The sequence below is a fragment of the Pseudonocardia sp. Ae331_Ps2 genome (assembly GCF_001932405.1).
Taxonomy (GTDB): Bacteria; Actinomycetota; Actinomycetes; order Mycobacteriales; family Pseudonocardiaceae; genus Pseudonocardia.
In genome coordinates, this window is sequence record NZ_MCIM01000001.1 from 4191583 (window position 1) to 4217995 (window position 26413).

Annotated in this window: 24 protein-coding genes and 1 pseudogene; 18 read left to right on the forward strand and 7 right to left on the reverse strand. The window is 73.8% G+C overall.

Translation table 11 applies throughout. The features are described from left to right. Window positions 1-62 precede the first annotated feature (62 nt). The 3 genes from Ae331Ps2_RS20075 to Ae331Ps2_RS20085 all read left to right on the forward strand — a co-directional run bounded on the left by Ae331Ps2_RS20075 (window position 63) and on the right by Ae331Ps2_RS20085 (window position 4413). Entirely contained in the window at window positions 63-2438 is a 2376-nt protein-coding gene (locus tag Ae331Ps2_RS20075; RefSeq protein WP_075311998.1) for a xanthine dehydrogenase family protein molybdopterin-binding subunit, read from the forward strand. Window positions 2439-2791: 353 nt separating this feature from the next. Then, window positions 2792-3631 carry a fumarylacetoacetate hydrolase family protein gene (locus Ae331Ps2_RS20080; protein WP_075307109.1) on the forward strand — a complete coding sequence of 280 codons (840 nt, stop codon included), beginning with the start codon at window positions 2792-2794 and terminating at the stop codon, window positions 3629-3631. 47 nt (window positions 3632-3678) lie between these two features. After that, the gene (locus tag Ae331Ps2_RS20085) at window positions 3679-4413 is read left to right on the forward strand and encodes a maleylpyruvate isomerase family mycothiol-dependent enzyme (protein WP_240051623.1); all 735 of its coding nucleotides are present in this window, start codon (window positions 3679-3681) and stop codon (window positions 4411-4413) included. Here Ae331Ps2_RS20085 and Ae331Ps2_RS20090 read toward each other — a convergent pair. Both Ae331Ps2_RS20090 and Ae331Ps2_RS32130 read right to left on the reverse strand, forming a co-directional pair. Then, complete coding sequence (locus Ae331Ps2_RS20090; RefSeq protein WP_020624351.1) at window positions 4396-5196, reverse strand: hypothetical protein; 801 nt, start codon at window positions 5194-5196, stop codon at window positions 4396-4398. The two genes, Ae331Ps2_RS20085 and Ae331Ps2_RS20090, sit on opposite strands and share 18 nt — an antisense overlap. Before the next feature lie 4 nt (window positions 5197-5200). Beyond that, the gene (locus Ae331Ps2_RS32130) at window positions 5201-5368 is read right to left on the reverse strand and encodes a hypothetical protein (protein WP_020624352.1); all 168 of its coding nucleotides are present in this window, start codon (window positions 5366-5368) and stop codon (window positions 5201-5203) included. A gap of 182 nt (window positions 5369-5550) precedes the next feature. Here Ae331Ps2_RS32130 and Ae331Ps2_RS20095 point away from each other — a divergent pair, with 182 nt between their 5' ends. After that, window positions 5551-6654: a glutamate-cysteine ligase family protein gene (locus tag Ae331Ps2_RS20095; protein WP_075307107.1), complete on the forward strand. Its 1104-nt coding sequence runs from the start codon at window positions 5551-5553 to the stop codon at window positions 6652-6654. A gap of 184 nt (window positions 6655-6838) precedes the next feature. On the opposite strand, the gene panB is transcribed toward Ae331Ps2_RS20095, so the two are convergent. After that, window positions 6839-7693 (reverse strand): 3-methyl-2-oxobutanoate hydroxymethyltransferase, encoded by an 855-nt coding sequence (panB, locus tag Ae331Ps2_RS20100; protein WP_075307105.1) that lies wholly within the window; start codon window positions 7691-7693, stop codon window positions 6839-6841. 177 nt (window positions 7694-7870) lie between these two features. On the opposite strand from panB, the gene Ae331Ps2_RS20105 reads away from it, so the two are divergent. The 3 genes from Ae331Ps2_RS20105 (at window position 7871) to Ae331Ps2_RS20115 (ending at window position 11421) form a co-directional block, all read left to right on the forward strand. Beyond that, window positions 7871-9499, forward strand: coding sequence for an alpha/beta hydrolase (locus Ae331Ps2_RS20105; protein WP_233147587.1), 1629 nt, complete (start codon window positions 7871-7873; stop codon window positions 9497-9499). A gap of 93 nt (window positions 9500-9592) precedes the next feature. Next, window positions 9593-10936, forward strand: coding sequence for a glutamine synthetase family protein (locus tag Ae331Ps2_RS20110; RefSeq protein ID WP_075307103.1), 1344 nt, complete (start codon window positions 9593-9595; stop codon window positions 10934-10936). Next, window positions 10933-11421 carry a cupin domain-containing protein gene (locus tag Ae331Ps2_RS20115; RefSeq protein ID WP_020626665.1) on the forward strand — a complete coding sequence of 163 codons (489 nt, stop codon included), beginning with the start codon at window positions 10933-10935 and terminating at the stop codon, window positions 11419-11421. The genes Ae331Ps2_RS20110 and Ae331Ps2_RS20115 overlap by 4 nt, the downstream gene beginning before the upstream one ends. Here the strand turns inward: Ae331Ps2_RS20115 and Ae331Ps2_RS20120 are convergent, their stop codons facing one another. Continuing rightward, window positions 11422-12636 carry a flavin-dependent oxidoreductase gene (locus Ae331Ps2_RS20120; RefSeq protein ID WP_075307101.1) on the reverse strand — a complete coding sequence of 405 codons (1215 nt, stop codon included), beginning with the start codon at window positions 12634-12636 and terminating at the stop codon, window positions 11422-11424. A gap of 67 nt (window positions 12637-12703) precedes the next feature. Between Ae331Ps2_RS20120 and Ae331Ps2_RS20125 the strand changes: the two genes are divergently transcribed. Continuing rightward, on the forward strand, window positions 12704-15739 hold the full coding sequence (locus Ae331Ps2_RS20125) for a bifunctional [glutamine synthetase] adenylyltransferase/[glutamine synthetase]-adenylyl-L-tyrosine phosphorylase (protein WP_075307099.1): 3036 nt from the start codon (window positions 12704-12706) through the stop codon (window positions 15737-15739). Here Ae331Ps2_RS20125 and Ae331Ps2_RS20130 read toward each other — a convergent pair. Further along, window positions 15718-16686, reverse strand: coding sequence for a MerR family transcriptional regulator (locus Ae331Ps2_RS20130; protein WP_075307097.1), 969 nt, complete (start codon window positions 16684-16686; stop codon window positions 15718-15720). The two genes, Ae331Ps2_RS20125 and Ae331Ps2_RS20130, sit on opposite strands and share 22 nt — an antisense overlap. A 38-nt stretch (window positions 16687-16724) precedes the next feature. Here Ae331Ps2_RS20130 and Ae331Ps2_RS20135 point away from each other — a divergent pair, with 38 nt between their 5' ends. From Ae331Ps2_RS20135 to Ae331Ps2_RS34000, 8 genes and pseudogenes are all read left to right on the forward strand, one after another. After that, window positions 16725-17618, forward strand: coding sequence for a TIGR03619 family F420-dependent LLM class oxidoreductase (locus Ae331Ps2_RS20135; RefSeq protein ID WP_075307095.1), 894 nt, complete (start codon window positions 16725-16727; stop codon window positions 17616-17618). 26 nt (window positions 17619-17644) lie between these two features. Continuing rightward, the gene (locus Ae331Ps2_RS20140; RefSeq protein ID WP_226361971.1) at window positions 17645-18358 is read left to right on the forward strand and encodes a M50 family metallopeptidase; all 714 of its coding nucleotides are present in this window, start codon (window positions 17645-17647) and stop codon (window positions 18356-18358) included. Between the two features lie 12 nt (window positions 18359-18370). Next, window positions 18371-18793, forward strand: coding sequence for a nitroreductase/quinone reductase family protein (locus Ae331Ps2_RS20145; RefSeq protein WP_075307094.1), 423 nt, complete (start codon window positions 18371-18373; stop codon window positions 18791-18793). A 32-nt stretch (window positions 18794-18825) separates the two neighbouring features. Beyond that, window positions 18826-19260 carry a heme-binding protein gene (locus tag Ae331Ps2_RS20150; protein ID WP_020626168.1) on the forward strand — a complete coding sequence of 145 codons (435 nt, stop codon included), beginning with the start codon at window positions 18826-18828 and terminating at the stop codon, window positions 19258-19260. Window positions 19261-19991: 731 nt separating this feature from the next. Next, the gene (locus Ae331Ps2_RS20155; RefSeq protein ID WP_075307093.1) at window positions 19992-20258 is read left to right on the forward strand and encodes a GlsB/YeaQ/YmgE family stress response membrane protein; all 267 of its coding nucleotides are present in this window, start codon (window positions 19992-19994) and stop codon (window positions 20256-20258) included. A gap of 182 nt (window positions 20259-20440) precedes the next feature. After that, the gene (locus Ae331Ps2_RS20160) at window positions 20441-20992 is read left to right on the forward strand and encodes a barstar family protein (protein ID WP_139318760.1); all 552 of its coding nucleotides are present in this window, start codon (window positions 20441-20443) and stop codon (window positions 20990-20992) included. Between the two features lie 211 nt (window positions 20993-21203). Beyond that, window positions 21204-21401, forward strand: a pseudogene (locus Ae331Ps2_RS33430) (cold-shock protein); the annotation flags it as partial. 30 nt (window positions 21402-21431) lie between these two features. Beyond that, window positions 21432-22151: a cold-shock protein gene (locus tag Ae331Ps2_RS34000; RefSeq protein WP_304442463.1), complete on the forward strand. Its 720-nt coding sequence runs from the start codon at window positions 21432-21434 to the stop codon at window positions 22149-22151. A gap of 117 nt (window positions 22152-22268) precedes the next feature. Here the strand turns inward: Ae331Ps2_RS34000 and glnA are convergent, their stop codons facing one another. Next, the gene (glnA, locus tag Ae331Ps2_RS20170; protein ID WP_020626170.1) at window positions 22269-23690 is read right to left on the reverse strand and encodes a type I glutamate--ammonia ligase; all 1422 of its coding nucleotides are present in this window, start codon (window positions 23688-23690) and stop codon (window positions 22269-22271) included. Window positions 23691-23874: 184 nt separating this feature from the next. Between glnA and Ae331Ps2_RS20175 the strand changes: the two genes are divergently transcribed. Next, window positions 23875-24345 (forward strand): RDD family protein, encoded by a 471-nt coding sequence (locus Ae331Ps2_RS20175; protein WP_075307091.1) that lies wholly within the window; start codon window positions 23875-23877, stop codon window positions 24343-24345. A gap of 10 nt (window positions 24346-24355) precedes the next feature. Here Ae331Ps2_RS20175 and Ae331Ps2_RS20180 read toward each other — a convergent pair whose 3' ends face one another. Further along, window positions 24356-25033 carry a GntR family transcriptional regulator gene (locus Ae331Ps2_RS20180; RefSeq protein ID WP_075307090.1) on the reverse strand — a complete coding sequence of 226 codons (678 nt, stop codon included), beginning with the start codon at window positions 25031-25033 and terminating at the stop codon, window positions 24356-24358. A gap of 95 nt (window positions 25034-25128) precedes the next feature. Here Ae331Ps2_RS20180 and Ae331Ps2_RS20185 point away from each other — a divergent pair, with 95 nt between their 5' ends. Beyond that, the gene (locus Ae331Ps2_RS20185; protein WP_083695802.1) at window positions 25129-26199 is read left to right on the forward strand and encodes a LuxR C-terminal-related transcriptional regulator; all 1071 of its coding nucleotides are present in this window, start codon (window positions 25129-25131) and stop codon (window positions 26197-26199) included. Window positions 26200-26413 lie beyond the last annotated feature (214 nt).

The window sequence follows — 26413 nt, forward strand, 5'->3', positions numbered from 1 at the left end:
CAGGCGACGTGTGAGACGCACTAACCGGACGACCCTCCGGTTAGTGTTGTAGTGTGGACCACATGCCTGGCTCGATCCTGGGAACCTCCGTCCGCCGCGTCGAGGACGCCGACCTGATCACCGGTGCGAGCACCTTCGTCGGGAACCTGGTCCTCGGTGCCGACGCACCGGCGGGCCTCGCCCACGTCGCGTTCGTCCGCTCGCCGGTGGCGCACGCGCTGCTCACCGGCATCGACACCACCGCGGCCGCGGCCGCGCCCGGCGTCCTCGCCGTCTACACCGCGGCCGACCTCGACCTGCCCGCCCACCACGGCCTGATGGTCCTCAACCCCGCGCTGCCGCGCCCGCCGCTGGCGACCGACCGGGTCCGGTTCGTCGGCGAGGCGGTGGCACTGGTCGTCGCCGAGAGCCGCGCCGCCGCCGTCGACGCCACCGAGCTCGTCGAGGTCGACTACGACCCGCTGCCCGCGGTGACCGACATCGAGGCCGCGCTCGCCGACGACGCCCCGCTGCAGTTCCCCGACCAGGGCAGCAACCTCGCCGCCGGCGAGCGGGGGACCGGCGACCCGCTGCAGGGCGCCGAGGTCGTCGTCCGCGCGCGGATGGTGAACCAGCGCGTCGCGGCCGTCCCGATGGAGGGCAACGCGATCGCCGCCGACCCGACGACCACCGACTTCCCGCTGACCGTGCACGTCTCCACCCAGATGCCGCACGGCTTCCGCACCCAGCTCGCCGGGCTGACCGGGCTGGAGACCGAGCAGGTCCGCGTGGTCGCCCCGCACGTCGGCGGTGGGTTCGGCGCGAAGGCCGGTGTGCTCGCCGAGCACACCGCGACCGTCGTCGCCGCCCGGGCGCTCGGGCGGCCGCTGGCCTGGATCGAGACCCGCTCGGAGAACCTCGTCTCGATGCCGCACGGCCGCGGACAGGTCGGCTACTACGAGCTCGGCCTCACCCGCGACGGCCGGATGACCGGCCTGCGTGTGCGGGTCGTCGGCGACTCCGGGGCCTACGCCGGGTTCGGCGGCGCGCTCCCGCTGCGCACGACCTACCTCATGGCGACCGGCGTCTACGACATCACGAACCTGCGCTACGACGCGGTCTCCGCGCTGACCAACACCACCCCGATGGGCGCCTTCCGCGGCGCGGGCCGCCCCGAGGCCGCCGCCCACCTGGAGCGCCTGGTCGACCTCGCCGCCGTCGAGCTGGGCATCGACCCGGTCGAGCTGCGCCGGCGGAACCTGCTCGCGCCCGACGTCTTCCCGTACACCACCCCGACCGGCGCCCGGTACGACGTCGGCGACTACGACCTGCCGCTGCGCGAGGCCCTGCGCATCGCCGGCTACGACGAGCTGCGCGCCGAGCAGGCCCGCCGCCGCGAGGCGGGCGACCCGGTGCGCCTGGGCATCGGCATCGCGGTCTACGTCGAGGTCACCGCCGGTGGCGGGGGCGGCGAGTACGGCTCGGTGACCGTGCACGCCGACGGCTCGGCGACGGTGTCGGCGGGCACCTCGGCGCACGGTCAGGGACACGCGACCTCGTTCGCGATGCTGGTGTCGGACCGGCTCGGCATCCCGATGGACCGGATCCGCTACGTCCAGTCCGACACCGCGCTCGTCCCGCGCGGCGCCGGGACCGGCGGCTCGCGGTCGCTGCAGCTCGGCGGGACCGCGGTGTCCGAGGCCGCGCACGAGCTCCACGAGCGGGCCCGCAAGCTCGCCGCGCACCTGCTGGAGGCCGCCGCGGAGGACGTCGAGATCACCGGCGACGGCACCTTCGGGGTCGCCGGGGTGCCCGGCGGGCCGACCGTGAGCTGGAGCGACGTGCACCGGCAGGCCGAGGCCACGGGGGAGGAGCTGCACGTCGGCCTCGACTCCGCGCAGGACGGCGCGACCTTCCCGTTCGGGGCGCACCTGTCGGTCGTCGAGGTCGACACCGAGACCGGGCGGGTCACGCCGCTCCGGCACGTCGCCGTCGACGACTGCGGGCGGATCCTGAACCCGCTGCTCGTGGAGGGCCAGCAGCACGGCGGACTCGCCCAGGGCGTCGCGCAGGCGCTGCACGAGGAGGTCCTGTTCGACGACGAGGGCCAGCCGCTGACCTCCAGCCTCGCCGCCTACACGATCCCGACCGCGGCCGACCTGTTCTCCTTCGAGACCTCGACGACCGAGACCCCGACCCCGCTCAACTCGCTCGGCGCCAAGGGCATCGGCGAGTCCGCGACGATCGGGTCGACGCCCGCGGTGCAGAACGCCGTGGTCGACGCGCTGTCGGACCTGGGGGTGCGGCACATCGACCTGCCCTGCACCCCCGAGCGGGTGTGGCGGGCGGTCACCGCTGCCCGCGCCGGGGAGCCGGAGCAGGCGTGGCGCGAGCCGCCCGCGGTCTTCGACGACCTGCCGGTGCGCGGCGGTGGCGCCGAGGACGACGCCGCGATCTGACCCGGCACCGGCCCAGGCCGGTGGTGCCGTGGCGGATCCACACCCGCTGTCCGGCATCCACACCTGCTGCAACGGGTGTGGGCACCGGACAGCGGGTGTGGTTGCGGAGCGCCACGCCGCCGGGCGGGGCGGGGCGGGTGGCGGCGCGCCGGCGGGGGCGGTTCCCGGACGGGGGTGTCCGTCGCCGGGCCGGCGGAACGGGGGTCGCGCTCCGTCGCGGAATCGCCCGTACGGGTGAGTTCGGCGCGTCCACCGGCCGGGATGCGCGCCAACCCACCCCCCGACTGTTCCGCGGCCCCCCGGTGGCGCAGACTCTCGCCGGACGGCAACCGATACCGGGAGGCACCCGCACGATGAGGCTCGCGACGATCCGGACCGCGACCGGGCACCGGGCGGTGCGCGTCGACGGCGACACCGCCGTCGAGACGGGGGAGGCGGACGTGCGGGCGCTGCTGGAGCGTCCCGACTGGGCCGAGCACGCCGCGGGCGCCGCTGGCCCGGTGCACGAGACCGCGGGCCTGGACTACGCGCCGCTGGTGCCGTCGCCCGAGAAGATCATCTGCATCGGGCTGAACTACCGCGACCACGTGCTCGAGATGGGCAACGAGCTGCCCGAGTACCCCACGGTCTTCGGCAAGTACGCGCCCGCCCTGATCGGCGCGTACGACGAGATCGAGCTGCCCGAGCAGTCCGACCGCGTGGACTACGAGGCCGAGCTGGCCGTCGTCATCGGGCGTTCGGTCCGCCGCGCCGACCGCGAGGCTGCGGCCGCCGCCATCGCCGGGTACACGGTGCTCAACGACGTGTCGATGCGCGACTACCAGCGGCGCACCAAGCAGTTCCTGCAGGGCAAGACCTGGGAGCACTCGACGCCGCTCGGGCCGGTGCTGGTCACGCCCGACGAGCTGCCCGCCGACCCGGCTGCCGGCGGCGCGCTGCGGATCTCCTCGGAGCTGTCCGGGGAGACCATGCAGGACTCCACGACCGACCAGCTCGTGTTCGGCGCGGTGGACCTGGTGGTCTACCTGTCGGAGATCCTCACCCTCAACCCCGGTGACGTCATCGCCACCGGCACCCCGGGCGGTGTCGGCGACGCACGCACGCCTCCGCGCTACCTCACCGACGGCGCCGAGATCGTCACCGCGGTGGAGGGGATCGGCGAGTGCCGCAACGTGTGCCGGGCCGTGCGGTGACGTCCGTACACCCACCCGGGGACGGCCGTGCCGTCGTCCCGCCGCCAGTGAGTGACGCACTGGCCTGGGCCGGCGACGGTCAGGCCCACCTGCGCGGGCTGATGACCCGGATGGCGGGCGAGGCGTTCCGCGCCCCGTCGGCACTGCCGGGCTGGACCCGCGCGCACGTGCTCACCCACCTCGCCCGCAACGCCGACGCCATGGTCAACCTGCTGACCTGGGCGCGGACCGGTGTCGAGACCCCGGCCTACCCCGACCTCGCGTCCCGCGACGCCGACATCGAGGCCGGGGCCGGGCGCAGCTCCGACGAGATCCGCGCCGACGTCATCGCCTCCTCCGACCGGCTCGCCGACGCGGTCCGCGCGATGCCGGAGAAGGCGTGGTCGGCGACCGTGCGCAATCCGCAGGGCGTCGAGATGCCGGTGACGGCGGTGCCGTGGAACCGGGCCCGCGAGGTGTGGATCCACGCCGTCGACCTCGACGTCGGCGCCTCGTTCAAGGACCTGCCGATCCCCATGCGGGAGGTGCTGGTCGCCGACGTGGTCGCGCGGCTGGAGCGCAAGCCCGGCTGTCCGCACGTGCGGTTGGAGGAGGTCCGCACCGGCGCGACGCTGGAGTTCGGTCCAGGGCCCGCCGGGCCGGACGGGGCCGAGCCGCGGGATCTCGGCACGGTCCGCGGCAAGGCGCACGACATCATGGCCTGGCTGCTGGGCCGCCCGTTCGACAAGGGGCTGCGCGACGCCGACGGGAAGATCCCGCCGCCGCTACCGGTCTGGCTCTGACCCCGGCTCCGCCGCGGGCCGGTCGCGGCCCTCGAGCTCGTCCAGGCGCGCGGTGGCCCGGCCGAGCTGGCGGGCCATCTCGTCGAGCCGGGCCTGCAACAGCGCCATCTCCGCGGTGAGCACGGCGACCGCGCCCGCGGCGGCGACCGGGTCGCCGATCACCCCGTCGGCCGCCTCGTCCCCGTGCGGGTCGGGGCGCTCGCCGAACCCCGCCGCGTCGGGTGTGGTCAGCGGGCCCGCCGCGACGTCGTCGGGCAGCAGGGTGAGCTCGGCCAGCTCGGCGAAGCGCTGCGCCGACAGCACCGGACGCGCCCCGGCGCAGCGCAGGCACACCGGTTCCAGCCGGCGCCAGCCGTGCTGCCCGGAGCCGGTGTCGGCCAGCACCGCGACCCGTGCCCCGCAGCGGCACGGTCGCATCCGGATCGTGCGCACCCGCTGCCGGGCGTAACGCAGGCCCAGCTCGTAGCGGCGGAACCGGCCGGAGGCGGCCACCTCGAGCAGGACCGCGCCCTGGTGCTCGGGCGCACACGCCAGCTCGCGGGCGTCGTCGGCGGTGTGGAAGCAGTAGAACCCGCAGTCGCACCACCGCGACGGGCAGGCGTGCCGGCAACCGTGCGCGCACACCGCGTCGTCGACGGTGCGGTAGACGTGCGCCCGCCCGAGTGTCACACCGCTGAAGCCCGCCGTCGTGCCGTCCGCGGACAGCATGGGGAAGGCCAGCTTGTGGCCCTCCAGCGGGCCGGTCGGGTACTCCAGCGGGGTTCGGCGGAACAGCCCGCGCACCCGGTCAGTCCTCGCGGGACCCCGAGTGCGCCGGCTGCTCGAGCGCCGGCGTCCACTCGGTGAACTCGGGCTCGACGGTGCGCCCCGGACGCGGGCGCTCCTGGGCGTCGGCCACCCGGTCGGCCTCGTGGTCCACGGCGAATCCCTCGGAGATCTTGCGGCCCAGCCTCATGACGCCTCCCGTGTGCTCCGGGTCCCGGCCACCTGGTGGACGTGGCCGCCATCACCAGGCTGACCGTTCGTCGCGGGGTTGTCCAGGGCGGAACGGGTGAGGAGCAGACGGGACGGATCACAGCCGGCGCCCGGACCGGCGTCGGTAACGTCGTGTGCCGGGACGGGGACCGGGGGTCAGCGATGCGGGGCGAGGCGCGCTACGGGCTCGAGCACGAGCTCGCGCTGCTGCGGGACGACGGGACGGTCGCCGACCACCGGTCGCTGACCCACGCGGAGGTCGCGGCCGTCGTCGACGAGCTGCCGGAGCTGCCCGACGACCAGTCGGACCTGCGGATCGGCGCCGCCGGCATCCGCTGCAAGCGCTGGTACGCCGAGGGCTACGAGCGTCTCGACCCCGACGGCGAGCTGCTCCGGTTCGAGCCCAAGGGCATCGAGATCCGGACCTGTGTGCACGACTCGGTCGAGGCCGCAGTCGACGCGCTGGCCGCCGACGCCGTCACCCTGGCCGGGGTCGCGGCCCGGCACGGGCTGCGACCGGTCGCGTTCGGCCACCACCCCGAGCTGTCGGCCTACCGGTTGGACCCGCCGCCCAACGCCCACGAGCGGGCCCTGATGGCGGCCTCGCCGGAGGAGCGGACCTCCCACCTGCACATGGTCACCTGGGGCCCGGACCTGAACCTGTCGTTCCCGGAGTCGGGGACCGATCCCCGTGTGCTGGCCGACGCGGCGGCGAAGCTGACCTTCTACAGCCCGTACCTGGTGCCGTGGTCGTTCTCCTCACCGTTCCGCGACGGCCGTCCGTGGGGCGGGCTGCCGCCCGGCGCCCCGCTGCTGGCGACCGACCCCAGCCTGGTGCGGCACGCGGGCATCCCCGGCGAGGTGGGGCGGCTCGAGTTCAAGGCGTTCGACGCCGTACCGGTGGTCGTGGGGGAGGAGCCCGCCGAGGGTGTGGGCACCGAGCTGCCCGCGGCGCTGCTGAGCCTGCTGACCGGCCTGCTGCGCGACGACACGCTGCCCGGCCGTCGTCGCACCCCGGACGCGGCGGCGCACCGCCGCTCGGCGCTGCGGGGCTGGTCGGACGCGGCGGTCCGGGTGGGGTCCCAGGCCGTCCTCGATGCCGCGGCGACCGCGCTGGCCGGCGACGACGCCCACCTCGCGCGGCTGGCGTCGCTGGCCCGGCGGCTGGCGCGCCGGGAGACCCCCGCGGACCGGATGCTGGCCCGCCACCGCGCGGGCGGCGGCATCCCGGGTCTCGGGCACCCGGTGCCACGCGGAACCGGCTGACCCGCGGGCCAGCGCAGACGGGCAGAGCCGCGGGCCGGCGCGGACCGGCTGACCCGCGGACCGGCTGACCCGCGGGCCGACGCGGACACGGCGGAGCCGCGTGCCGGAGCGGGTCGGCGCGGACCGGAGCGGGTCGGCGGACCAGCGGGGCCCCGGCTGACGCGCGCCGGGGCCCCGGTCCGGCTCAGCGGTAGCTGTGCTCCTCGGCGGGGTACTCGCCGTGCGCCACGTCGGCGGCGAACGCGGCCGCCGCGTCGTGCAGCGCCGAGCCCAGCTCCGCGTACTTCTTGACGAAGCGCGGCACCTTCCCGCGGTTCATCCCGGCCATGTCCGACCAGACGAGCACCTGGGCGTCGCAGTCGGGTCCCGCGCCGATCCCGACGGTCGGGATGCGCAGCTCCCCGGTCACCCGCTTGGCGACGTCGGCGGGCACCATCTCCAGCACGACGGCGAACGCGCCCGCCTCCTGCACGGCCAGCGCGTCCTCGACGAGCCGGTCGGCGGCGTCGCCGCGGCCCTGGATGCGGAACCCGCCCAGCGCGTGCTCGCTCTGCGGGGTGAACCCGAGGTGGCCCATCACCGGCACACCGGACGCGGTGAGCGCCTCGACCTGCGGCGCGAACCGCGCACCGCCCTCGAGCTTGACCGCGTGCGCCCCGCCCTCCTTCATGAACCGGAACGCCGTCTCCTGCGCCTGCGCGGGGGAGATCTGGTAGCTCCCGAACGGCAGGTCGGCGACGACGAGCGCGCTGCGGGCGCCGCGCACCACGGCCCGGGTCAGCGGGATCAGGTCGTCGACCGTGACCGGGATGGTGTTGTCGTGGCCGAACACGTTGTTGCCCGCGGAGTCGCCGACGAGCAGCACCGGGATGCCGGCGTCGTCGAAGATCTCGGCGGAGTAGACGTCGTAGGCGGTCAGCATCGGCCAGCGCCGACCCTCCTGCTTCCACTGCAGCAGGTGGTGGACGCGGGTCCGCTTCGGCGGGGTCGCGGGCGCCCGGTACGGGGCCGCCACCTCTCCGCTCTCCTGTGTGCTCACCGGTGAGCTCCTTCCGTGCCTCGAGGCCCACGCTGGTCGTGGGTCCCCGGGTTCGCCGTCGATGGCGGACGCCAGGGTGGCAGCGCAGGGCCCGGACCGCCCCGTGGTGTGGGCACCCTCACCCGCGCCGTGACCCGCGACCGGTCACCGTCGGAGGTCGGTGGCATGCTCACGGTCATGCTCCCTCGGCTGTTGCGACCACGTGCCCACCGACCAGAGGCACCGGCCCCGGCCGGCCGGCGGATGCGCCCGGCCGCGCTCGCCGTGCTCGGCGCGGCGACCCTCGTCCTGGTCGGTGCGTGCGCCGACGCGGGCACCGGTGACCGGTCGCAGGCCGCGCAGAACCCGCCGGATCTCGCGCAGTTCTACGACCAGCAGCTGCAGTGGGGCCCCTGCAACGACTACGCCCCCACCGCGGCCGACGCGCAGACCTACGCCGACCCGCAGTTCGACTGCACCCGGGTGACCGTCCCGCAGGACTACGCGCAGCCCGGCGACGGGAAGACCATGCAGATCGCGCTGCTGCGCAAGAAGGCGACCGGCGCGAAGATCGGCTCGCTGTTCGCCGACCCGGGCGGCCCCGGCGCCTCGGGCACCTCGTTCGTCGCGCGCCAGGCCGCCACCTGGGCCACCAACGGCCTGGGCGACCGGTTCGACCTGGTCGGGTTCGACCCGCGCGGCACCGGAGCGAGCCAGCCGCGGATCCAGTGCCTCACCGACGCCGAGAACGACGAGGAGCGCACGAAGGTCTTCGCCGACCCCTCGCCCGCCGGGATCGCTGCCGCCGAGGCCGACAGCCGTCAGTTCGCCGAGCGCTGCACCCAGCGCACCGGCGCCGACGTGCTGGCCAACGTGGGCACCCGCGACGTCGCGAAGGACATGGACGTCATGCGCGCCGCCGTCGGCGACCAGAAGATGACCTACGCCGGCTTCTCCTACGGCACCGAGCTCGGCACCGCCTACGCCGAGGCGTTCCCGCAGAACGTCCGCGCGCTGCTGCTCGACGGCGCGATCGACCCCACGCAGTCGACCATCGACTCCGCGGTCAAGCAGAACGCCGGGTTCCAGCTCGCGTTCGACAACTTCGCCAAGGACTGCACCAGCCGCCCCGGCTGCCCGCTGGGCACCGACCCCGAGAAGGCGACCCAGGCGTTCCAGGCGATCATGCGCCCGTTGATCGACCGGCCCGCGCGGGTGGGCGACGGGCGCATCCTGAGCTTCGCCGACGCCCAGACCGGGGTCAGCCAGGCGCTGTACGTGTCCCAGCTGTGGCCGGCGCTGCAGCGGGGGATCTCGCAGGTCGCGAACGGCAACGGCGACCTGCTGATGCGCCTGGCCGACCTCTACTACGAGCGCGACGAGCAGGGCCGCTACTCCAACATGCTGCAGGCCTTCCAGGCGATCAGCTGTGTCAACCAGCCGGCGATCACGGAGCCGGCGCAGGCACTGGAGCTGGCGAAGCGGGCCGACGAGGCCGCACCGTTCCGCTCCACCGGCCGCGGCCCGGTCGGCGCCCGCGACGCCTGCGCGTTCTGGCCGGTCCCGCCCACCAGCGAGCCGCACACGCCGAAGGTCGACGGGCTCCCGCCGGTCGTCGTGGTGTCGGTCACCGGTGACCCGGCCACGCCGTACCAGGCCGGGGTGGACCTGGCGCAGCAGCTGAACGGCAGCCTGATCAAGGTCAACGGCAATCAGCACACCGCATCGCTGCAGGGTGACGCGTGCACCGACAAGCTCGCGATCGACTATCTGGTGAACCTCACGCTCCCGCCGCAGGGCGCGGAGTGCACGCTCGCGCCCAGCTGAGGGCCGTCGCCGGGGGTGTGCGGGCGACCACGACCGGGTCGGCCGCACACTTCCGAAACATCCGTGTAACACGGGCTTCCTAGGCTCCGCCGCATGGACCGCCAGCAGGAGTTCGTGCTCCGCACACTCGAGGAACGCGACATCCGTTTCGTCCGTCTCTGGTTCACGGACGTGCTCGGCTACCTCAAGTCGGTGGCGGTGGCCCCGGCCGAGCTGGAGGGCGCCTTCGCCGAGGGCATCGGCTTCGACGGCTCGGCCATCGAGGGTTTCGCGCGCGTCTACGAGTCCGACATGGTCGCCAAGCCCGACCCGTCGACGTTCCAGGTCCTGCCCTGGGAGACCGCCTCGGGTGAGCACTACTCGGCGCGGATGTTCTGCGACATCGCCATGCCCGACGGGTCGCCGTCCTGGGCCGACCCGCGCCACGTGCTGACCCGCGCGCTGAACAAGGCCGGCGAGGCCGGGTTCACCTGCTACGTGCACCCGGAGATCGAGTTCTACCTGCTCCGCGACCTGCCCGGCGACGGCAGCCGGCCCGTCCCGGCGGACTCCGGCGGCTACTTCGACCAGGCCAGCCACGACGTCGCCCCGCACTTCCGGCGCAACACCATCGAGACGCTGGAGTCGATGGGCATCTCGGTGGAGTTCTCCCACCACGAGGGCGGCCCCGGCCAGCAGGAGATCGACCTGCGCTACGCCGACGCGCTGACCATGGCCGACAACCTCATGACGTTCCGCTACGTCGTGAAGGAGGTCGCGCTCACCCAGGGCGTGCGGGCCTCGTTCATGCCCAAGCCGTTCTCCGAGCACCCCGGCTCGGCGATGCACACGCACTTCTCGCTCTTCGAGGGCGACCACAACGCCTTCCACGACCCGGACGACCCCTACGAGCTGTCCGCGACCGGCAAGGCGTTCGTCGCCGGGGTGCTCAAGCACGCCCGGGAGATCACCGCCGTCACCAACCAGTGGGTCAACTCCTACAAGCGCCTCATCACCGGTGGCGAGGCCCCGACCGCGGTGTCCTGGGGCCACGCGAACCGCTCCGCGCTGGTCCGGGTCCCGATGTACTCGCCGGGCAAGTCGTCGTCGCGCCGGGTGGAGGTCCGCACCCTGGACTCCGCGTGCAACCCCTACCTCGCCTACGCGGTCATCCTGGGCGCCGGCCTCACCGGCATCCAGAAGGGCTACGAGCTGCCCCCGCCCACCGAGGACGACGTGTGGGCCCTGACCGACACCGAGCGCCGGGCGCTGGGCTACGAGCTGCTGCCGCAGAACCTCACCGAGGCGCTCGACGTCATGGAGAAGAGCGAGCTCGTCGCCGAGTACCTCGGCGAGCACGTGTTCGACTTCTTCCTGCGCAACAAGCGGTCCGAGTGGGACGCCTACCGCCGGAACGTGACACCGCACGAGCTCGCCACGTACCTTCCGGTCCTGTGAGCGGCTTCGACGAAGAAGAGATCATCCTGGGCCCGCTGCCGAAGGGCATCACGCGGGCCGGCGAGGGCCAGTACAAGCGGGTGTGGAACGTGCTGGGCCACACCTACTGGGCGAAGGCGGTCAGCGAGACCAGCTTCGCCTTCGAGACCCTCGACCCGCCGGGCACCGGGGTGCCGCCGCACGTGCACACCACCCAGGACGAGCACATCCACGTCCTGGACGGGGTGTTCACGCTCTACCTGGACGGGCAGTGGGAGAAGGCCGGGCCGGGCGACACCGTCCTCATGCCCAGGGGTCTGCCGCACGCCTACTACAACAAGGAGCAGGGCGACGCGCGCGCCCTGTTCTGGGTGAGCCCGGCCGGCCGGCTGGCCCACCTGTTCGACCGGCTGCACGACCTGACCGACCCGGCCGAGGTCGTCCGGCAGTCGGCCCTGCACGACGTCGACTTCCTGCCCCCGGGCAGCGTCCCGGGCGCCGACTAGTCAGCGGGTGTTGCCCGACGCCCGGTGGTAGCCGGCGAAGATCTCCTCCAGCTCCCCGGGCGTGATCACCGCGTCGAGGTCGTCGAAGCCGTCGGGCGCGCGGCGCTCGACCTCGTCGATGACCCGCTCCGGGCCGCCCGCCCGGTTGCGGAGCACGACGTCGGCGGTCATCGGCAGCCGCTCGGCCTCGTAGGCGGCCAGCGCCGCCACCGGGTCGTCGCCCGCGGCCAGGTGCCGGGCGAGGGACTCGGCGTCGAGGATCGCCTGCCCGGCGCCGTTGGAGCCCATCGGGACCATCGGGTGCGCGGCGTCGCCGAGCAGCGTGACCCGGCCGTGCGACCAGCGCGGCAGCGGGTCGCGGTCGCACATCGGGAACTCGAAGATCTCCGGTGTCGCCGCGACCAGCGCGAGGTGGTCGACGTCGTCGAGGTGGAAGCGGCGGGCGTGGGCGAGGGTCTCGTCGCGGTCGGCGGGCCGTGACCAGTCCTGACGCTGGGGGGCGGGGTCGCCGTCGGCCCCGGTCGCGATGCACACCGCCCAGTTCGTGAGGACCGTCCCCGGGGCGCTTCCGGCGCCGACCGGGTAGACCACCAGCTTCGCCGCGTTCCCGCCCGCGACGACCATCGAGCGGCCCCCGCGGAACGCCGGCCAGTCGGTCGCGCCGCGCCACATCGACACCCCGTTCCAGTGCGGCGGTCCCTCGTCGGGGAACAGGCCCGCGCGCACCGCGGAGTGGATGCCGTCCGCGCCGACCAGCACGTCGCCGGTTACGGTGGGCAGCGCGTCGTCGGTGAACCGGACCAGGACGCCGTCCGCGGACCGCTCGACGCCGTCGACCCGGTGCCGGGTACGGATCGCGTCGGGCCCCAGCCGTGCGCGCACGGCGTCGGCGAGCATCCGGTGCACCCGGCCGCGGTGCCCGGCGACCTGCGGGAACGCGAACCCGGCCGCTACCCCGCAGGGCCTGCGCAGGATCGGCCGGCCGAGCCGGTGGGCGTAGGTGAGGTCGGTGGTCGCCACCCCGACCTCGGCCAGCTCCGCGGACAGGCCGAGCCCGTCGAGGACCCGCACGGCGTGCGGCAGCAGGTTGAACCCGACACCGAGCTCGCCCGCGCCGGAGCCCTGCTCGAGGACCGTGGACCTGATCCCGGCCCGCTCCAGCGCGAGGGCCGTGGTCAGTCCTCCGATACCCCCACCGACGATCAGGACGTGCATTCCCCGAGCCTGACCGCTGAGCGCCCCTGAGGGAAGGGCCGCCCGCAATGGGGCAGGATCACCGGTCATGGACCGTCGCACGGGGACCTCGCTGGCCCGGCTCGGCCTCACCGGTGAGGACGCGGCCACGACCCTGCGTGGTCTGGGCTGGTGGGCGACCGACGGACCGGTGCCCGGCTGCGAGGAGATCATGTGGGCGCTGGCCCGCAGCCCCGACCAGTCCCTCGCGCTGCGCGCGGTCGAGCGGCTGGCGCAGACCGCCCCGTGGCCCGCGATCGACCGGGCGCTGCGCACCGACCGGGGGCTGCGCGGGCGGCTGTTCGCGACCCTGGGATCGTCGACGGCGCTGGGCGACCACCTCGTCCGCCACCCGGACCGCTGGCCGCTGCTGGCCGACACCGCCGAGCGCGGGGACCCACCGCCGGACCTGGCCCGGCGCACCGCGAACCTGCTGCGCGCGGTCGGCGCCGACCCGGATGCGCCGACGCCGGGGACGGTCGGGGGAGCGCGGGCGTCGCTGACCGGGGCCGAGGCCGTCGCCGCGCTGCGTACGGCCTACCGCGACGAGCTGCTCGGCCTCGCCTCGGCCGACCTGGCCGCCGTCGGGGACCCGGAGCTGCCGGTGATGGAGGTCGACGACGTCGCGGCCCAGCTCGCCGACCTCGCCGAGGCCGCGCTGGCGGCGTCGCTGGCGGTGGCCGCGGCCGAGCAGGACCCGCCGGACGAGCTGCGTCTCGCGATCATCGGCATGGGCAAGTGCGGCGGCCGGGAGCTGAACTACGTCTCCGACGTCGACGTCGTGTTCGTCGCCGAGCCCGGCGGGGACCTCACCCCGGCCGCGACGAAGCTCGCGTCGCGGGTCATGCGCGTCGCGGGGGAGGCCTGCTTCGAGGTCGACGCGAACCTGCGCCCCGAGGGCCGTCAGGGTGCGCTGGTGCGGACCCTGGACGGGCACGTGTCCTACTACCGGCGGTGGGCCAAGACCTGGGAGTTCCAGGCGCTGCTGAAGGCCCGTCCGATCGCCGGGGACCCCGAGCTGGGCCGCTCCTACGTCGAGGCCCTCGACCCGATGGTGTGGCAGGCGTGCACCCGCGACGACTTCGTCGGCGAGGTGCAGGCCATGCGTGCCCGGGTCATCGAGAACATCCCCTCCGATCAGCGCGAACGCGAGCTGAAGCTCGGCCGCGGCGGGCTGCGCGACGTCGAGTTCGCCGTCCAGCTGCTGCAGCTGGTGCACGGCCGGACCGACGACACCCTGCACTCGGGCAACACCCTGGTCGCGCTGGCCGCCCTGTCCGAGCGCGGCTACGTCGGCCGCGACGATGGAGCCAACCTCGCCGCGTCCTACCGGTTCCTGCGCCTGCTGGAGCACCGGCTGCAGCTGCAGAAGCTGCGTCGCACCCACCTGCTCCCGGCCGTCGACGACACCGACGGGCTGCGCTGGCTCGCCCGGGCCGCGCGGATCCGCCCGGACGGGCGCCGCGACGTCGTCGGGGTGCTGGTCGACGAGTGGCAGCGCAACGCCCGCCGGGTGACCCGGCTGCACGAGAAGCTGTTCTACCGGCCGTTGCTGTCGGCGGTGTCCCGGCTGGCCGCCGACGGCGCCGACGCCGTGCTGACCCCGGAGGCGGCGAAGGCACGGATGAAGGCGCTGGGCTGGGCGTCGCCGGAGGGGGCGCTGGGGCACCTGCGGGCGCTCACCGGCGGGGTGTCGCGGGCCGCGTCGATCCAGCGCGCCCTGCTGCCGGTGCTGCTGGACTCGCTCTCGACCAGCCCCGACCCCGACCGCGGCCTGCTCGCATACCGGCGGGTCTCCGAGGCACTCGCCGACACCCCCTGGTACCTGCGGCTGCTGCGCGACGAGGGCGCGGTCGCGCAGCGCCTGATGACCCTGCTCGGCACCTCGGCGCTGGTCCCGGACCTGCTGGCCCGCGCTCCGGAGGTGCTGCGGATGCTCGCCATCTCCTCGGGGGTGCAGAGCCCGGAGCTGACCCGGGACCCGGCCGAGGTGTCGATGGCGCTGCGCACCACCGTGGCCCGGCAGGCCACACCGGAGATCGCGGTGGCGTCGGCGCGGTCCTACCGCCGGCACGAGATGCTGCGGGTCGCCTGCGCCGACCTGCTCGGCCTGCTGCCGGTCGACGCCGTCTGCGCGGCGCTGAACTCGGTGAACGAGGCGGTGCTGGCCGCGACCCTGGACGCGGTGCTCCGCGCCGAGACCGAGCGCCCGGCCGCCCTGGCGGTGATCGGGATGGGCCGTCTCGGCGGCGGGGAGTCGAGCTACGGCAGCGACGCCGACGTCATGTTCGTCTGCGCGCCCGCCGAGGGGGTCGACGACCACACCGCGGTGCGGTGGGCGACCCGCGTCGTCGAACGGGTGCGACGGCTGCTGGGCTCGCCGAGCCCGGACCCCGCGCTGCCGGTCGACGCGGACCTGCGCCCGGAGGGTCGCTCCGGGCCGATGGTGCGCACCCTGGCCTCCTACCGCGAGTACTACGCCCGCTGGGGCGAGGTGTGGGAGGCCCAGGCGCTGCTGCGGGCCCGGCCGATCGCGGGGGACCGGACGCTGGGCCGCGAGTTCACCGCGCTGGTCGACCCGATCCGTTACCCGGCGGACGGGCTGTCGGCGGCGTCGGTGTCGGAGATCCGGCGGATCAAGGCCAGGGTCGACGCCGAGCGGTTGCCCCGTGGCGCGGACCGCTCCACCCACACGAAGCTGGGCCTGGGCGGGCTCGCCGACGTCGAGTGGACGGTGCAGCTGCTGCAGCTCCAGCACGCGGGCGACGTCCCCGAGCTGCGCACCCCCTCGACGCTGGAGGGGCTGCACGAGGCCGCGGAGGCCGGTCTGATCGGCGCCGAGGACGCCGCCGAGCTGGAGGAGGGCTGGCGCACCGCCACCGCGGCCCGCAACGCGATCATGCTGGTGAAGGGCAAGCCCGGCGACCAGCTCCCGCGTTCGGGGCGTGAGCTGGCCGCCGTCGCCGTCGCGCTCGGGTACCCCGCCGGCGGCGACCCGGGGGAGTTCCTCGACGACTACAAGCGCGTCACCCGGCGGGCCCGCGCGGTCGTCGAGCGGGTGTTCTACGGCTGGTCCGAGGACTGACCGACCGGTGCGGCGCGCAGGGCGGCGGCGAACCACTCGAACGCCGGGATCGTCGGCTCCCGGGCCGGCGGCCACCCGTTGAGGACACCGAGCAGCGTCCAGTAGCGCTCGACGCGGCGGTCGGCGAACAGGTCGACCGTGTCCGCCCAGGCGGCCCGGTCGACCACCGAGAGCCCGGCGACGCCGGGGATCCGCTCCAGCGCCGCGGCCGCCGCGGGTGAGGCCGGGTCGACCCCCGCGGCGAGCGCGCCGCCGGCGTGTTCGGCCACCGCGACCGGGTCGGCCTGCCGCTCGCGGTGCTCGGAGACGGTGGCGCCGGCGACGGCCATCTCCCGGCAGCGGGCCCGGAAGCCCGGGTCGCCGACGAGCTCGGCCAGCTCCACCCAGGCCCCGACCTGCTCGGGGGTCGGGTCGTCGGGCAGCTCGGCCGGCATCGACCGCATCGCGGTGGCGATGCCCGCGCCGGGCGCGCCGGCGTCGATGCCGGCGAAGGCCTCGTTCACGAAGTCGTCGATCAGGTGCTGCCGCTGGGCCGCGGACAGCCGGGCGAGGTCGTTCATCAGGGTCACGCTCCGTTCGTCGGGTGGGGTGTCGCCGTCTCCGGTGCGGGCCAGCAACGTGCACACCGCGCGTTGCGCCCGCAGCTCCCGGATCCGGTCGTCCAGGGCCCGGACGTGTGCCGCCGCGATCTCGCCGACCCCCCGTCGGCGGGACAGCACGGCGCGCACGTCGTCCAGGCCCAGCCCGAGCTCGCGCAGGGTGCGGACGAGGTCGAGCCGTGCGACCGCGGCCGGTCCGTAGACCCGGTGGCCCGCGCCGTTGCGGTCGGCGGGGACGAGTCCCTCGTCGGACCAGAAGCGGAGCGTGCGCACGGGAACCTCGCTGCGCCGGGCGAGCTGCCCGATCGTCAGCGTGACAAGGTGGTCATCGGTACGTGGTGCGGTCACGGGGTACAGCCTCGGGGGTTCCAGCGACTGGAGGTCAAGTGCGAATCGGATTCGGGATCCCGCAGTTCGGTGCGGCCGCTGCCCACGTGGACGGGACCATGCGGTTCGCCGCGGGCGCCGAGGAGCGCGGCGCGGCGAGCCTGTGGGCCGGCGACCGGCTGCTGGTGGCCGTCGACCCGACGGTCGGCTACGGCGGCGGGCCCGGCGGCCCGGGCAGCGTGCCCGAGCAGTTCACCGCCGCGCACGACCCGCTGGCGCTGCTGACCGCTGCGGCCGCGGTCACCGCGCGGGTCCAGCTCGGTACCAGCACGCTCAACGCACCCTGGTACCCGGCGGCGCTGCTGGCCCGGCAGGCGACGACGATCGACAACCTGTCCGGCGGCCGGCTGCTGCTGGGTCTCGGCACCGGCTGGTCACCCGAGGAGTACGACGCCGTGGGTGTCCCGATGCGCGAGCGCGGCGCCCGGCTCGACGAGACTCTCGACCTGTTCGACGCCTGGTGGCACGACGACCCGGTGGAGTTCACCGGCCGCTTCGCGAGCGTCGCACCGTCGCACGTGCACGCCAGGCCGCGGCACGTGCCGGTCTACCTCGCCGGGTTCAGCCCCCGGGCGCGGCGGCGGATCGCCGAACGGGCCGACGGGTTCCTGCCGGTCGTCACCTCCGACGTCACCGACCTCGACGCCGCGGTCTCGGCGCCCTGGGCGGACCTGCGCGCCGCCGCGGCCGCGGCGGGCCGCCCCGCCGACGCGGTCGGCGCGGTGCTGCGGGTGAACCCGAAGCCGGGGGAGACCGCCGCCGACGCGGCCGCGCTGGTGCGCCGGGTCGGCACCGACACCGACGTCGACCACGCCTTCGTCGACCTCATGTACCTGGCCGAGGACACCGACTCGGCGCTGGCGGCGGTCGAGGAGATCCTCGGCGCGGTCTGACCGGACCCCGCTGGTTCACTGGGGCCGTGGCAGACCTGGACGTGATCACCCGCGGGTACGAGCTCGTCGCGGCCCGGCCGGCGTCGCTGCTGGCCGCGCTGCTGGCACTGGTGGTCGTCGCGTGGCGGCCGACCTGGCGGCTGACGCGCACCGCGGTGACGATCGCCCACGAGGGCGGGCACGCGCTCGTCGCGGTGCTGGTCGGGCGTGGTCTGGCCGGGATCCGGCTGCACGCCGACTCCTCCGGGGTCACGCACTCCACCGGCGCCGGGCGTGGGCCCGGCGTGGTCGCGATGTTCTTCGCCGGGTACGTCTTCCCTCCGTTGCTCGGCCTCGGCGGCGCGGTCCTGGTCGCCGCCGACGCCGCGCAGGCGATGCTGTGGATCGCCGTGGTGCTGCTCGCGGCGACGCTGCTGCAGATCCGCAACCTCTACGGCGGGCTGGCCGTCGTCGCCACCGGGGCGGTGCTCGTGCTCGTCGCGCTACGCGCCCCGGCCGACCTGCGCACCGGGTTCGCCGCCGCGCTGACCTGGTTCCTGCTGTTCGGTGGGGTGAAGGCCTGCCTGGAGCTGCGCCGGGGTCGTCGCGGGGGCAGGCTGCGGCACTCCGACGCCGACCGCCTCGCCGAGCTCACCCCGCTCGGCGGCGGGGCGTGGGCGGCACTGTTCGTCCTCCTCGCGGTCGCCGCCACGCTCGCCGCGTGCTGGGTCGTGTTCGCCCCCGGCGGGGCACCGGCCTGACAGCATGGGGTCATGGCAGAGGACTTCAACACCAGGGTGATCCGCGAGTTCCGCGAGAACGACGGCCGGGTCGGGGAGCCGTTCACCGGGCTCCCGATGATCCTGCTCCACCACATCGGCGCGAAGAGCGGCACCGAGCGCATCGCGCCGCTGCGCTGGTTCGCCGACGGCGACCGATGGGTCGTCGTCGCCTCCGCGGCGGGCGCACCGCAGCACCCCGCGTGGTTCCACAACCTGCTCGCCCACCCCGACGTGACCGCCGAGATCGCCGACGGTCACGGCGCGGTCGAGACCGTCCAGGTGCACGCGGCCGAGCTCGACGACGCCGACCGCGACCGCGTCTGGACGTGGATCAAGGAGAACAACGGCGGCTTCGCCGACTACGAGCAGAAGACCGACCGCAGGATCCCGCTGGTCGGCCTCACCCGGCGCTGACCGCCGCCCGTGGTGATGGCAGGGTTCCCGGCATGACCATCTCCCTCGAGCAGGCCCAGACCATCACCGCCGCTGCCCTGGCCCACGGCACCGAGCAGGGCTTCAACCCGCTCACGGTCGCCGTGCTCGACCCGGGCGGCGCGATCGTCGCGCTGGCCCGCCAGGACGGCTCGGGTTTCCTGCGTCCCGACCTCGCCGTCGGCAAGGCCAGCGGGGTGCTCGCCCTCGGCATGACCAACCGCGCGATCGCCGCCCGCGCCGCGGACTCCCCGGAGTTCTTCACCTCGGTGGCGAACCTCGCCGGCGGCAAGATCCTCTCCGTGCCCGGCGGTGTCTTCGTCAAGGATGCCGACGGCACGCTGCTGGGTGCCGTCGGCGTGACCGGTGACGCCTCGCTGAACGACGAGGCGGCCGCCGTCGCGGGGATCGAGGCCGCCGGTCTGGTCGCGGTCACCGGCGCCGAGTAGTCCCCGCGGGTTGTTCCCACGAGTCCCTCTATGTGCCGCGCCCCCGGGCGACGAGGTCAACCCGGGGACGCGGAGGGGACACGATCCTGCCGCCGAGGAAGGATCGTGCACGTGCGTGGTCGCCCCGGAGGGCACGGAGCGAGGCTGCGGTGCGCGCGTGGCCGGTGCCGTTCCTTGGACACCCGGTCGATGTCATCGAACGGAGTGGGTGGGCCGGTGTGGCCCGCACTCCGTGTGACCTGGAACACGGTAGGTCTGAGTCAAGCATCCGAGTTCCACTCCTGTCAACGAGTCCGCGGACGCGGTCGGTGAGAGGATCGCTGCACCGATTCCGCGTTTGGGATGCTCCGAGCGGCCCTGACCACGAGCGGGTGTCGCCGGCCCGGTCGTGCCGGTCGCGTGACGCGTGCGCATCGGGGAGGACCCCGACCGTGGGAACTCCGGCACCTGATGGTGGGGCAGGGGTGTTCCGCGATGTTCCCGTGACCGTCGGTGGTTAGCGTCGTCGACGTCCTACACGACATCGGGAACTGCGTGGTGGCGACGGGTGTACACCGGCGGCACCGGGCGTCTCCACGGTGCCGTTCGGAGCGGGCCGACGTCCTGTCGTCGCCTGATCGCATCCGAACGGTGACCACCGGGGACGTTTCGCCACGACCCCCACGGGTCACTCGATGCCGACCGGTCAGATTCGGTTCGTCACGAACGGACCGTAAGCGAGGGAGACAGACATGGGCATCATCGCGTGGATCGTGCTGGGGCTGATCGCGGGCGCCATCGCCAAGGCCATCATGCCGGGCAAGGACCCGGGCGGAATCATCGTCACCCTGATCCTGGGTGTCGTCGGAGCGCTGCTCGGCGGCTGGATCGGCAGCGCCGTGTTCGGCGTCGGTCTCGGCGGGTTCTTCAACATCTCCACCTGGCTGCTCGCCATCGTGGGTGCGCTGATCCTGCTGGCGATCTACCGCGTGATCGTGGGCCGCAAGGTCCGCGCCTGACACGCGCGTAACACCCTCGTCGGAGCCCGCCCGGAACTCTTCGGGCGGGCTCCGACGTATGTGCGGACCCGATCCTGCGAGCGAGGCGGGTAGCGGTCCGGTCGATCGAGGACGACGTGCCGTGCTGTCATCGCGAGAACGTCCTCCAGTTCTCTGTGCTTGCCGTGTCGGAGGGAGAAGCGTTGTCGACCACGTCGGAGTTCTGGCTCGATGTTCACTCCGAGATCTCGCGTGTCGCAAGAATGGAGCTGTCGACGAAGGATGCGGCGGACGGCGACTGGTTGCGCCGGTCGCAGTACAACCGGGTGATCGACTCTGCTGTCGCACGGGTGGCGCGACGGAAGGGGATTCACCGGGTCCTGGTCCAGGGGCAACGGTGTCGCACGTACAAGGATGCGCTCCGCAGCCTGGGGGACGCTCTCGAGCTGCCGGGCTACTACGGCCAGAACTACGACGCGCTCGACGAGTGCCTCAGGGAGCTGCTGGAAATCGACGATGGTCACCTGGGGGCCGTCTTCGGGGATCGAGTGGGGCGCCCGGCCTCCGGATTGTTGGTGGTGATCGACTACGCCGAGAACCTGCTGGCCGAGGAGCCCCCTCAGGAACTCGCCACGCTGATGTCGGTACTCGAACGGGCCGCGCATCCATTGCCGGATCCGCTGGGTCGACCTGAGCCGCGGACCGGTTCGTTCGACGTCCTGCTGTTCAGTCGAGGGTCGGAGAGGAACAGCTGAGGGGCGTTCGTCGACCGGTCCTCGGTGGTCCCGCTTCCTCTGTGCGGTCGCTCTCGCGTCGATGAGCGTGCTGCCCGACATCTCCCGTGGCATCTCGGTACCGGGTGTCGGCGGCCGACTCGTCCCGCCTCTTCGTGGGCCCGGCCCGTCGCACCGCGAGGGCCGTCGGGGAGACTGGGCCGGTATCCGCCTTTCCGATCTGGAGCTCTTCATGCCGCACGGGACCGTCCGCTGGTTCGACGCCGAACGGGGTTTCGGCTTCCTCGCCCCCGAGGACGGTTCGCCGGACGTGTTCGTGCACGCCTCGGAGATCGTCGGGGGCGGCGGCGCACCCGTGCTCCGCGAGGGTCAGGCCGTGGAGTTCGAGCTCGGCGAGAACGACCGCGGCCCGCAGGCGCTGCGCGTCCGGGTCACCGCCGACGCGGCCGCCGGCAGCGCGGTGGGCCTGCTCGGCACCGTCAGCTGGTACGAGCCGGCCAAGGGCTACGGCTTCGCGACGCCGGACGGCGGCGGCGCCGACATCTTCGTGCACAGCTCCGCCATCGTGACCGGCGGCGTGGTCGCCGAGGGCCAGCGGGTGGCCTTCCTGATCGTCGAGGGTGAGCGCGGCCCGCAGGCCGGGCACGTGATCCCGCTGGGGGAGGGGGCGGGCCTGCCCGCCGCGAACGGCGAGGCGGACGGCGACGACGGCGCCGACGGAACGGTGACCTGGTACGACGAGGGCAAGGGCTTCGGCTTCGTCACCCCCGACTCCGGCGACGAGGACGTCTTCGTCCACGCCAGGGCACTGGCCGAGGGACTGACCTGGCTCGCGGAGGGCGACCGCATCGCCTTCGAGGTGGCGCAGGCGGAGAAGGGCCCCCAGGCCCGTGACGTGCACCTGGTTCGCAGCGGCGAGCCCTCGACGCCGCGCCGGCCCGCTCCCGCCGCCGGACCGGCGTCGCGGGACGTTCCGGCACGGGGCGGCGAGGGCGTCGTCGTGCGCTATGACGAGGAGCGTGGCTTCGGGTTCATCTCCCCGGACGCCGGCGGGGACGACCTGTTCGTCCATGTGTCCGTGATCCGGGACGCCGAGGCGCTGCAGAAGGGCGACCGGGTCCGGTACGCGGTGCGCCAGAGCGACCGGGGCCCGCAGGCCGACCGCGTCGAACGTCTCTGACGTCTCGAACGCCTCCGACGAGGCGGCCCGCCCACCGGTCGCGCACCGGGCAGGACGCGCCGAGGCCCGGCTCCCTCGCGGGAGCCGGGCCTCGGTGTGACGTGGGTCAGGTGTGGATCACACGTCGTAGTACAGGGCGAACTCGTACGGGTGCGGGCGCAGCCGCAGCGGGTCGATCTCGTTCTCCCGCTTGTAGGAGATCCAGGTCTCGATCAGGTCCGGGGTGAACACGCCGCCCTCGAGCAGGTAGTCGTGGTCGGCCTCGAGCTTGTCGATGACCGCACCCAGCGAGGACGGGACCTGCGCGATGTCCTTGGCCTCCTCGGGCGGGAGCTCGTAGAGGTCCTTGTCGATCGGCGCCGGCGGCTCGATCTTGTTCTTGATGCCGTCGAGACCGGCCATCAGGATCGCCGAGAACGCCAGGTACGGGTTGCCCGACGAGTCGGGGCAGCGGAACTCGACGCGCTTGGCCTTCGGGCTGTCACCGGTCAGCGGGATCCGGATGCAGGCCGAGCGGTTGCGCGCGGAGTACACCAGGTTGACCGGCGCCTCGAAGCCCGGGACCAGGCGGTGGTAGGAGTTCACCGTCGGGTTGGTGAACGCCAGCAGCGACGGCGCGTGGTGCAGCAGGCCGCCGATGTAGTAGCGGGCGGTGTCGGACAGGCCGCCGTAGCCGGACTCGTCGTGGAACAGCGGCTGGCCGTCCTTCCACAGCGACGAGTGCACGTGCATGCCCGAGCCGTTGTCGCCGAAGAGCGGCTTCGGCATGAAGGTGGCGGTCTTGCCGTTCTGCCACGCCACGTTCTTCACCAGGTACTTGAAGAGCATGACGTCGTCGGCCGCACGCAGCAGCGTGTCGAACTTGTAGTTGATCTCGGCCTGGCCGGCGGTGCCGACCTCGTGGTGCTCGCGCTCCACCTCGAAGCCCGACGCCTGCATCGCGGTGACGATGTCGGCGCGCAGGTCGGCGTAGTGGTCGACCGGCGGGACGGGGAAGTAGCCGCCCTTGTAGTTGACCTTGTAGCCCAGGTTGCCCCCGACCTCCTCGCGGCCGGTGTTCCACCAGCCCTCCGCGGAGTCGATGTGGTGGTAGGCCTGGTGCGGGTCGGTGCCGAACCGGATCGAGTCGAAGACGTAGAACTCCGCCTCGGGCGCCATGTAGGCGGTGTCGGCGATGCCGGACGCGGCCAGGTACTCCTGCGCCTTGCGGGCCACGTTCCGCGGGTCCCGGGAGTACGGCTCACCGGTGATCGGGTCGTGGACGAAGAAGTTGATGTTCAGCGTCTTGTGCTTGCGGAACGGGTCGACGCGCGCGGTGGTGGTGTCCGGGAACAGCGCCATGTCGGACTCGTTGATCGCCTGGAAACCGCGGACGGAGGAGCCGTCGAAGGCGGCGCCGTTCTCCAGGAGGTCGCCGGCCGTCTTGGCGGGGACGGTGAGGTGCTGCATGACGCCGGGCAGGTCGCAGAACCTGATGTCGACGTACTCGACCTTCTCGTCCGAGATGTACTTGAGTACCTCTTCGGCGTTGCTGAACACTCTCTCGGGCTCCTTCATTCGCTGGTGGAGATCGTGGGTGACGGTAGGAGCGGCGTGTTGCTCACCCATCACTCATCTGTTTCACCGACGTTAACTGACCCGACCGCGAGATCGATCACGTTCGTCATCGGTGTCCGGTCCGGTCCCGCTCGGTGCTGCGGTTACGCCGCCTACGCTAGAGAGCATGGCCCGTTGGATCGAGTCCTGGCTCCCCGGTTCATCCGCAGGAGGTTCCGCCCCTGCCGGACACCCCGGCGAGCGCTTCGGGCTGCCCGCGACCGGCCACTACTCGGTCGCCGGGTTCGGGCGCCGGATCGCCGGCGTCGTCCTCGACTGGTTCCTGGCCTACCTGCTGGTGCTGCTGGTCGCCGGGGTCGACGCGCTCGGCTCCCCGGAGTTCGGCTGGTGGGTCCTCGGGACCTGGTTCGTGATCACCGCGCTGACCGTGTCGGTGCTCGGCACCGCGCCGGGGCACCTCGCGCTGGGCATGCGCGTCGCGCGCACCGACATGGCGACCCACGTCGGCGTGCCGCGGGCGCTGCTGCGCACCGCGATGATCGCGGTGGTGCTGCCGCCGTTCCTGCGCGACGCCGACGGCCGCGGCTGGCACGACCGCGCCAGCCGTACGGTCGTCGTGCGGGTGCTGCGGGGCTGACCCCGGCGGGTCAGACGCTCACCGGGGGAGTGCCCAGCACCGACGCCCGGGTGCCGGCCAGGTGCACCCGCAGCACGGCCACCGCCGCCTCGGTGTCGCGGGCGCGCAGCCCGGCGAGCAGCTGCCGGTGCTCGGAGACCAGACGCTCGGCGCGGCCGGGGAAGCGCCCGCCGAGGGCGCCCATGTTCATCCGCAGCTGCCGGTCGCGCAGCGAGCCGTAGACCTCCAGCAGGATGCTGCGGCACCCGGCCCGCACCAGCACGGTGTGGAACGCCCGGTCGGCCTCGACGAAGGCGAGCTCGTCGCGGGAGGCGACGGCGGCGAGCTGGTCCTCGATCGCGGCGTCCATCGCGGCGGCGATGTGGGCGAGGGTCTCGTCGTCGACCCCGACGACGGTGGCGATCGCGTGCGACTCGATCACGTCCCGGGCCTCGACCACGGCGTCCACCTCGCCGGGGGAGACCGGCACGACCAGCGCGCCGCGCTTCGGGAAGAGCTTCAGCAGCCCCTCGGCCTGCTGCTGCAGGAACGCCTCGCGGACCGGGGTCCGGCTCAGCTGCAGCGGCCGTGCGACCTGGCCCTCGCTGATGAGCTCGCCCGCGGGCAGGGTCCCGTCGAGGATGCCGGCCTTGGTGAACCGGTACGCCCGTTCGGCGGCGGTCCCGCCCGCCCGTGACCCGTCGTCCACGTCCGAATCATGCCTGACCGCGACCGCCCCGGATCCGAGAGGCTTGCCCGCCCCGGTCGACGTCCCTACCGTTCATCCCCAAGGACGCGGCATAGATGCAAGATGGATACCGGGAGGACCGGGTGATCCTCGCTCACGGTGCGGTGCAGGACCGGGGTGTGACGCCGCTCCTCGACGACCTCGTCCGGCGCACCACCCAGCGCCTCGGCGGAGGTGGCGGGGCCGTGACGCTGCTCGGTGACCGGGCGCCGGTGGTCCACCGTGAGCCCCTGCCCCCGGTCGACGACGTGTTGGCGCGGCTGGTCCGGGAACCGCGCACCCTCCTGATGGAGGGGGACGGCCCCGGCAGGTCGGACGTGCTCGGCACCCCCCTCTGGTGGGACGACGAACTGCTCGGGGCCTGTGCTTTCGGTGGGGGTGGATCCTTCTCCGCCAGCGACGTCGCCGCGGTCGAGGGATTCGCCGCACAGGCCGCCGTCGCGGTGATGGCGGCGCGGCTGCTCACCGAGGCCCCGGTCGCTACGACCGCGGACGCCGGGCACCGGCTGCTCCCCGAGCTGCGGGCCGAGCTGGACCGTGCCCTGCGCGCGCTCGGGGCCCGGGGCGGCGTCGTCACCCTGGGCACCGAGCGGGTGCCGGACCCGGTCGTCGCGACCGGGGTGCGCGAGGTCGCGCGGCTGCTGCTCGACAACGCGGTGCTCCACTCCGGCGCGGGCACGCTGCGGGTGGGGCTGGCGTTCGAGGCGGGCGAGGTCCGCCTGCTCGTCGACGACGACGGCCGCGGCTTCGACCCCGTCACCGCGCCCCGGTCCGGGCTGGACCGGGTCGAGTCCACCGTGCGCGCCGCGGGTGGCCGGCTGGAGATCGACAGCGTCCCGGGCTGGGGGACGCGGGTGCGGGCCTGCTGGCCCGATCCACCTACCCCGTATCCGGCCGGCCCGCTCGCGGCGCCCCCCACGGGTCTGCAGCCGGCCCGCGGCCAGCACCTGCTGACCCTACGCGAGCGGGAGGTCCGCGCGCTCGTCGAGCAGGGCCTGGCGGACAAGCAGATCGCCACCCGGCTGGCCATCTCGGTCAAGACGGTGGAGAAGCACGTCGGCGCGGTGCTGCGCAAGACCGGCGCCCGCAACCGGACGATGCTCGCCCGCTTCGGTGCGGCCACCTGAGCGTTCCCAGCTCCCCGAGCACGCCCGGCCCCCCGCCGCGGATCCCTTCCGACACTCCACAGGGTCACCCCGCACGAGCGAGGCGTCCGCGCCGGACGGCTGGGCCGTACGGCCCTCCCCGGAGGGTGTGGGGGTGGGGGTGAGGTAGGGAGAGTCCTCATACCTCGCGGGTGCTCGCGCTCCTAGCGTCGTCGACGTACCCGGTACGGACCGG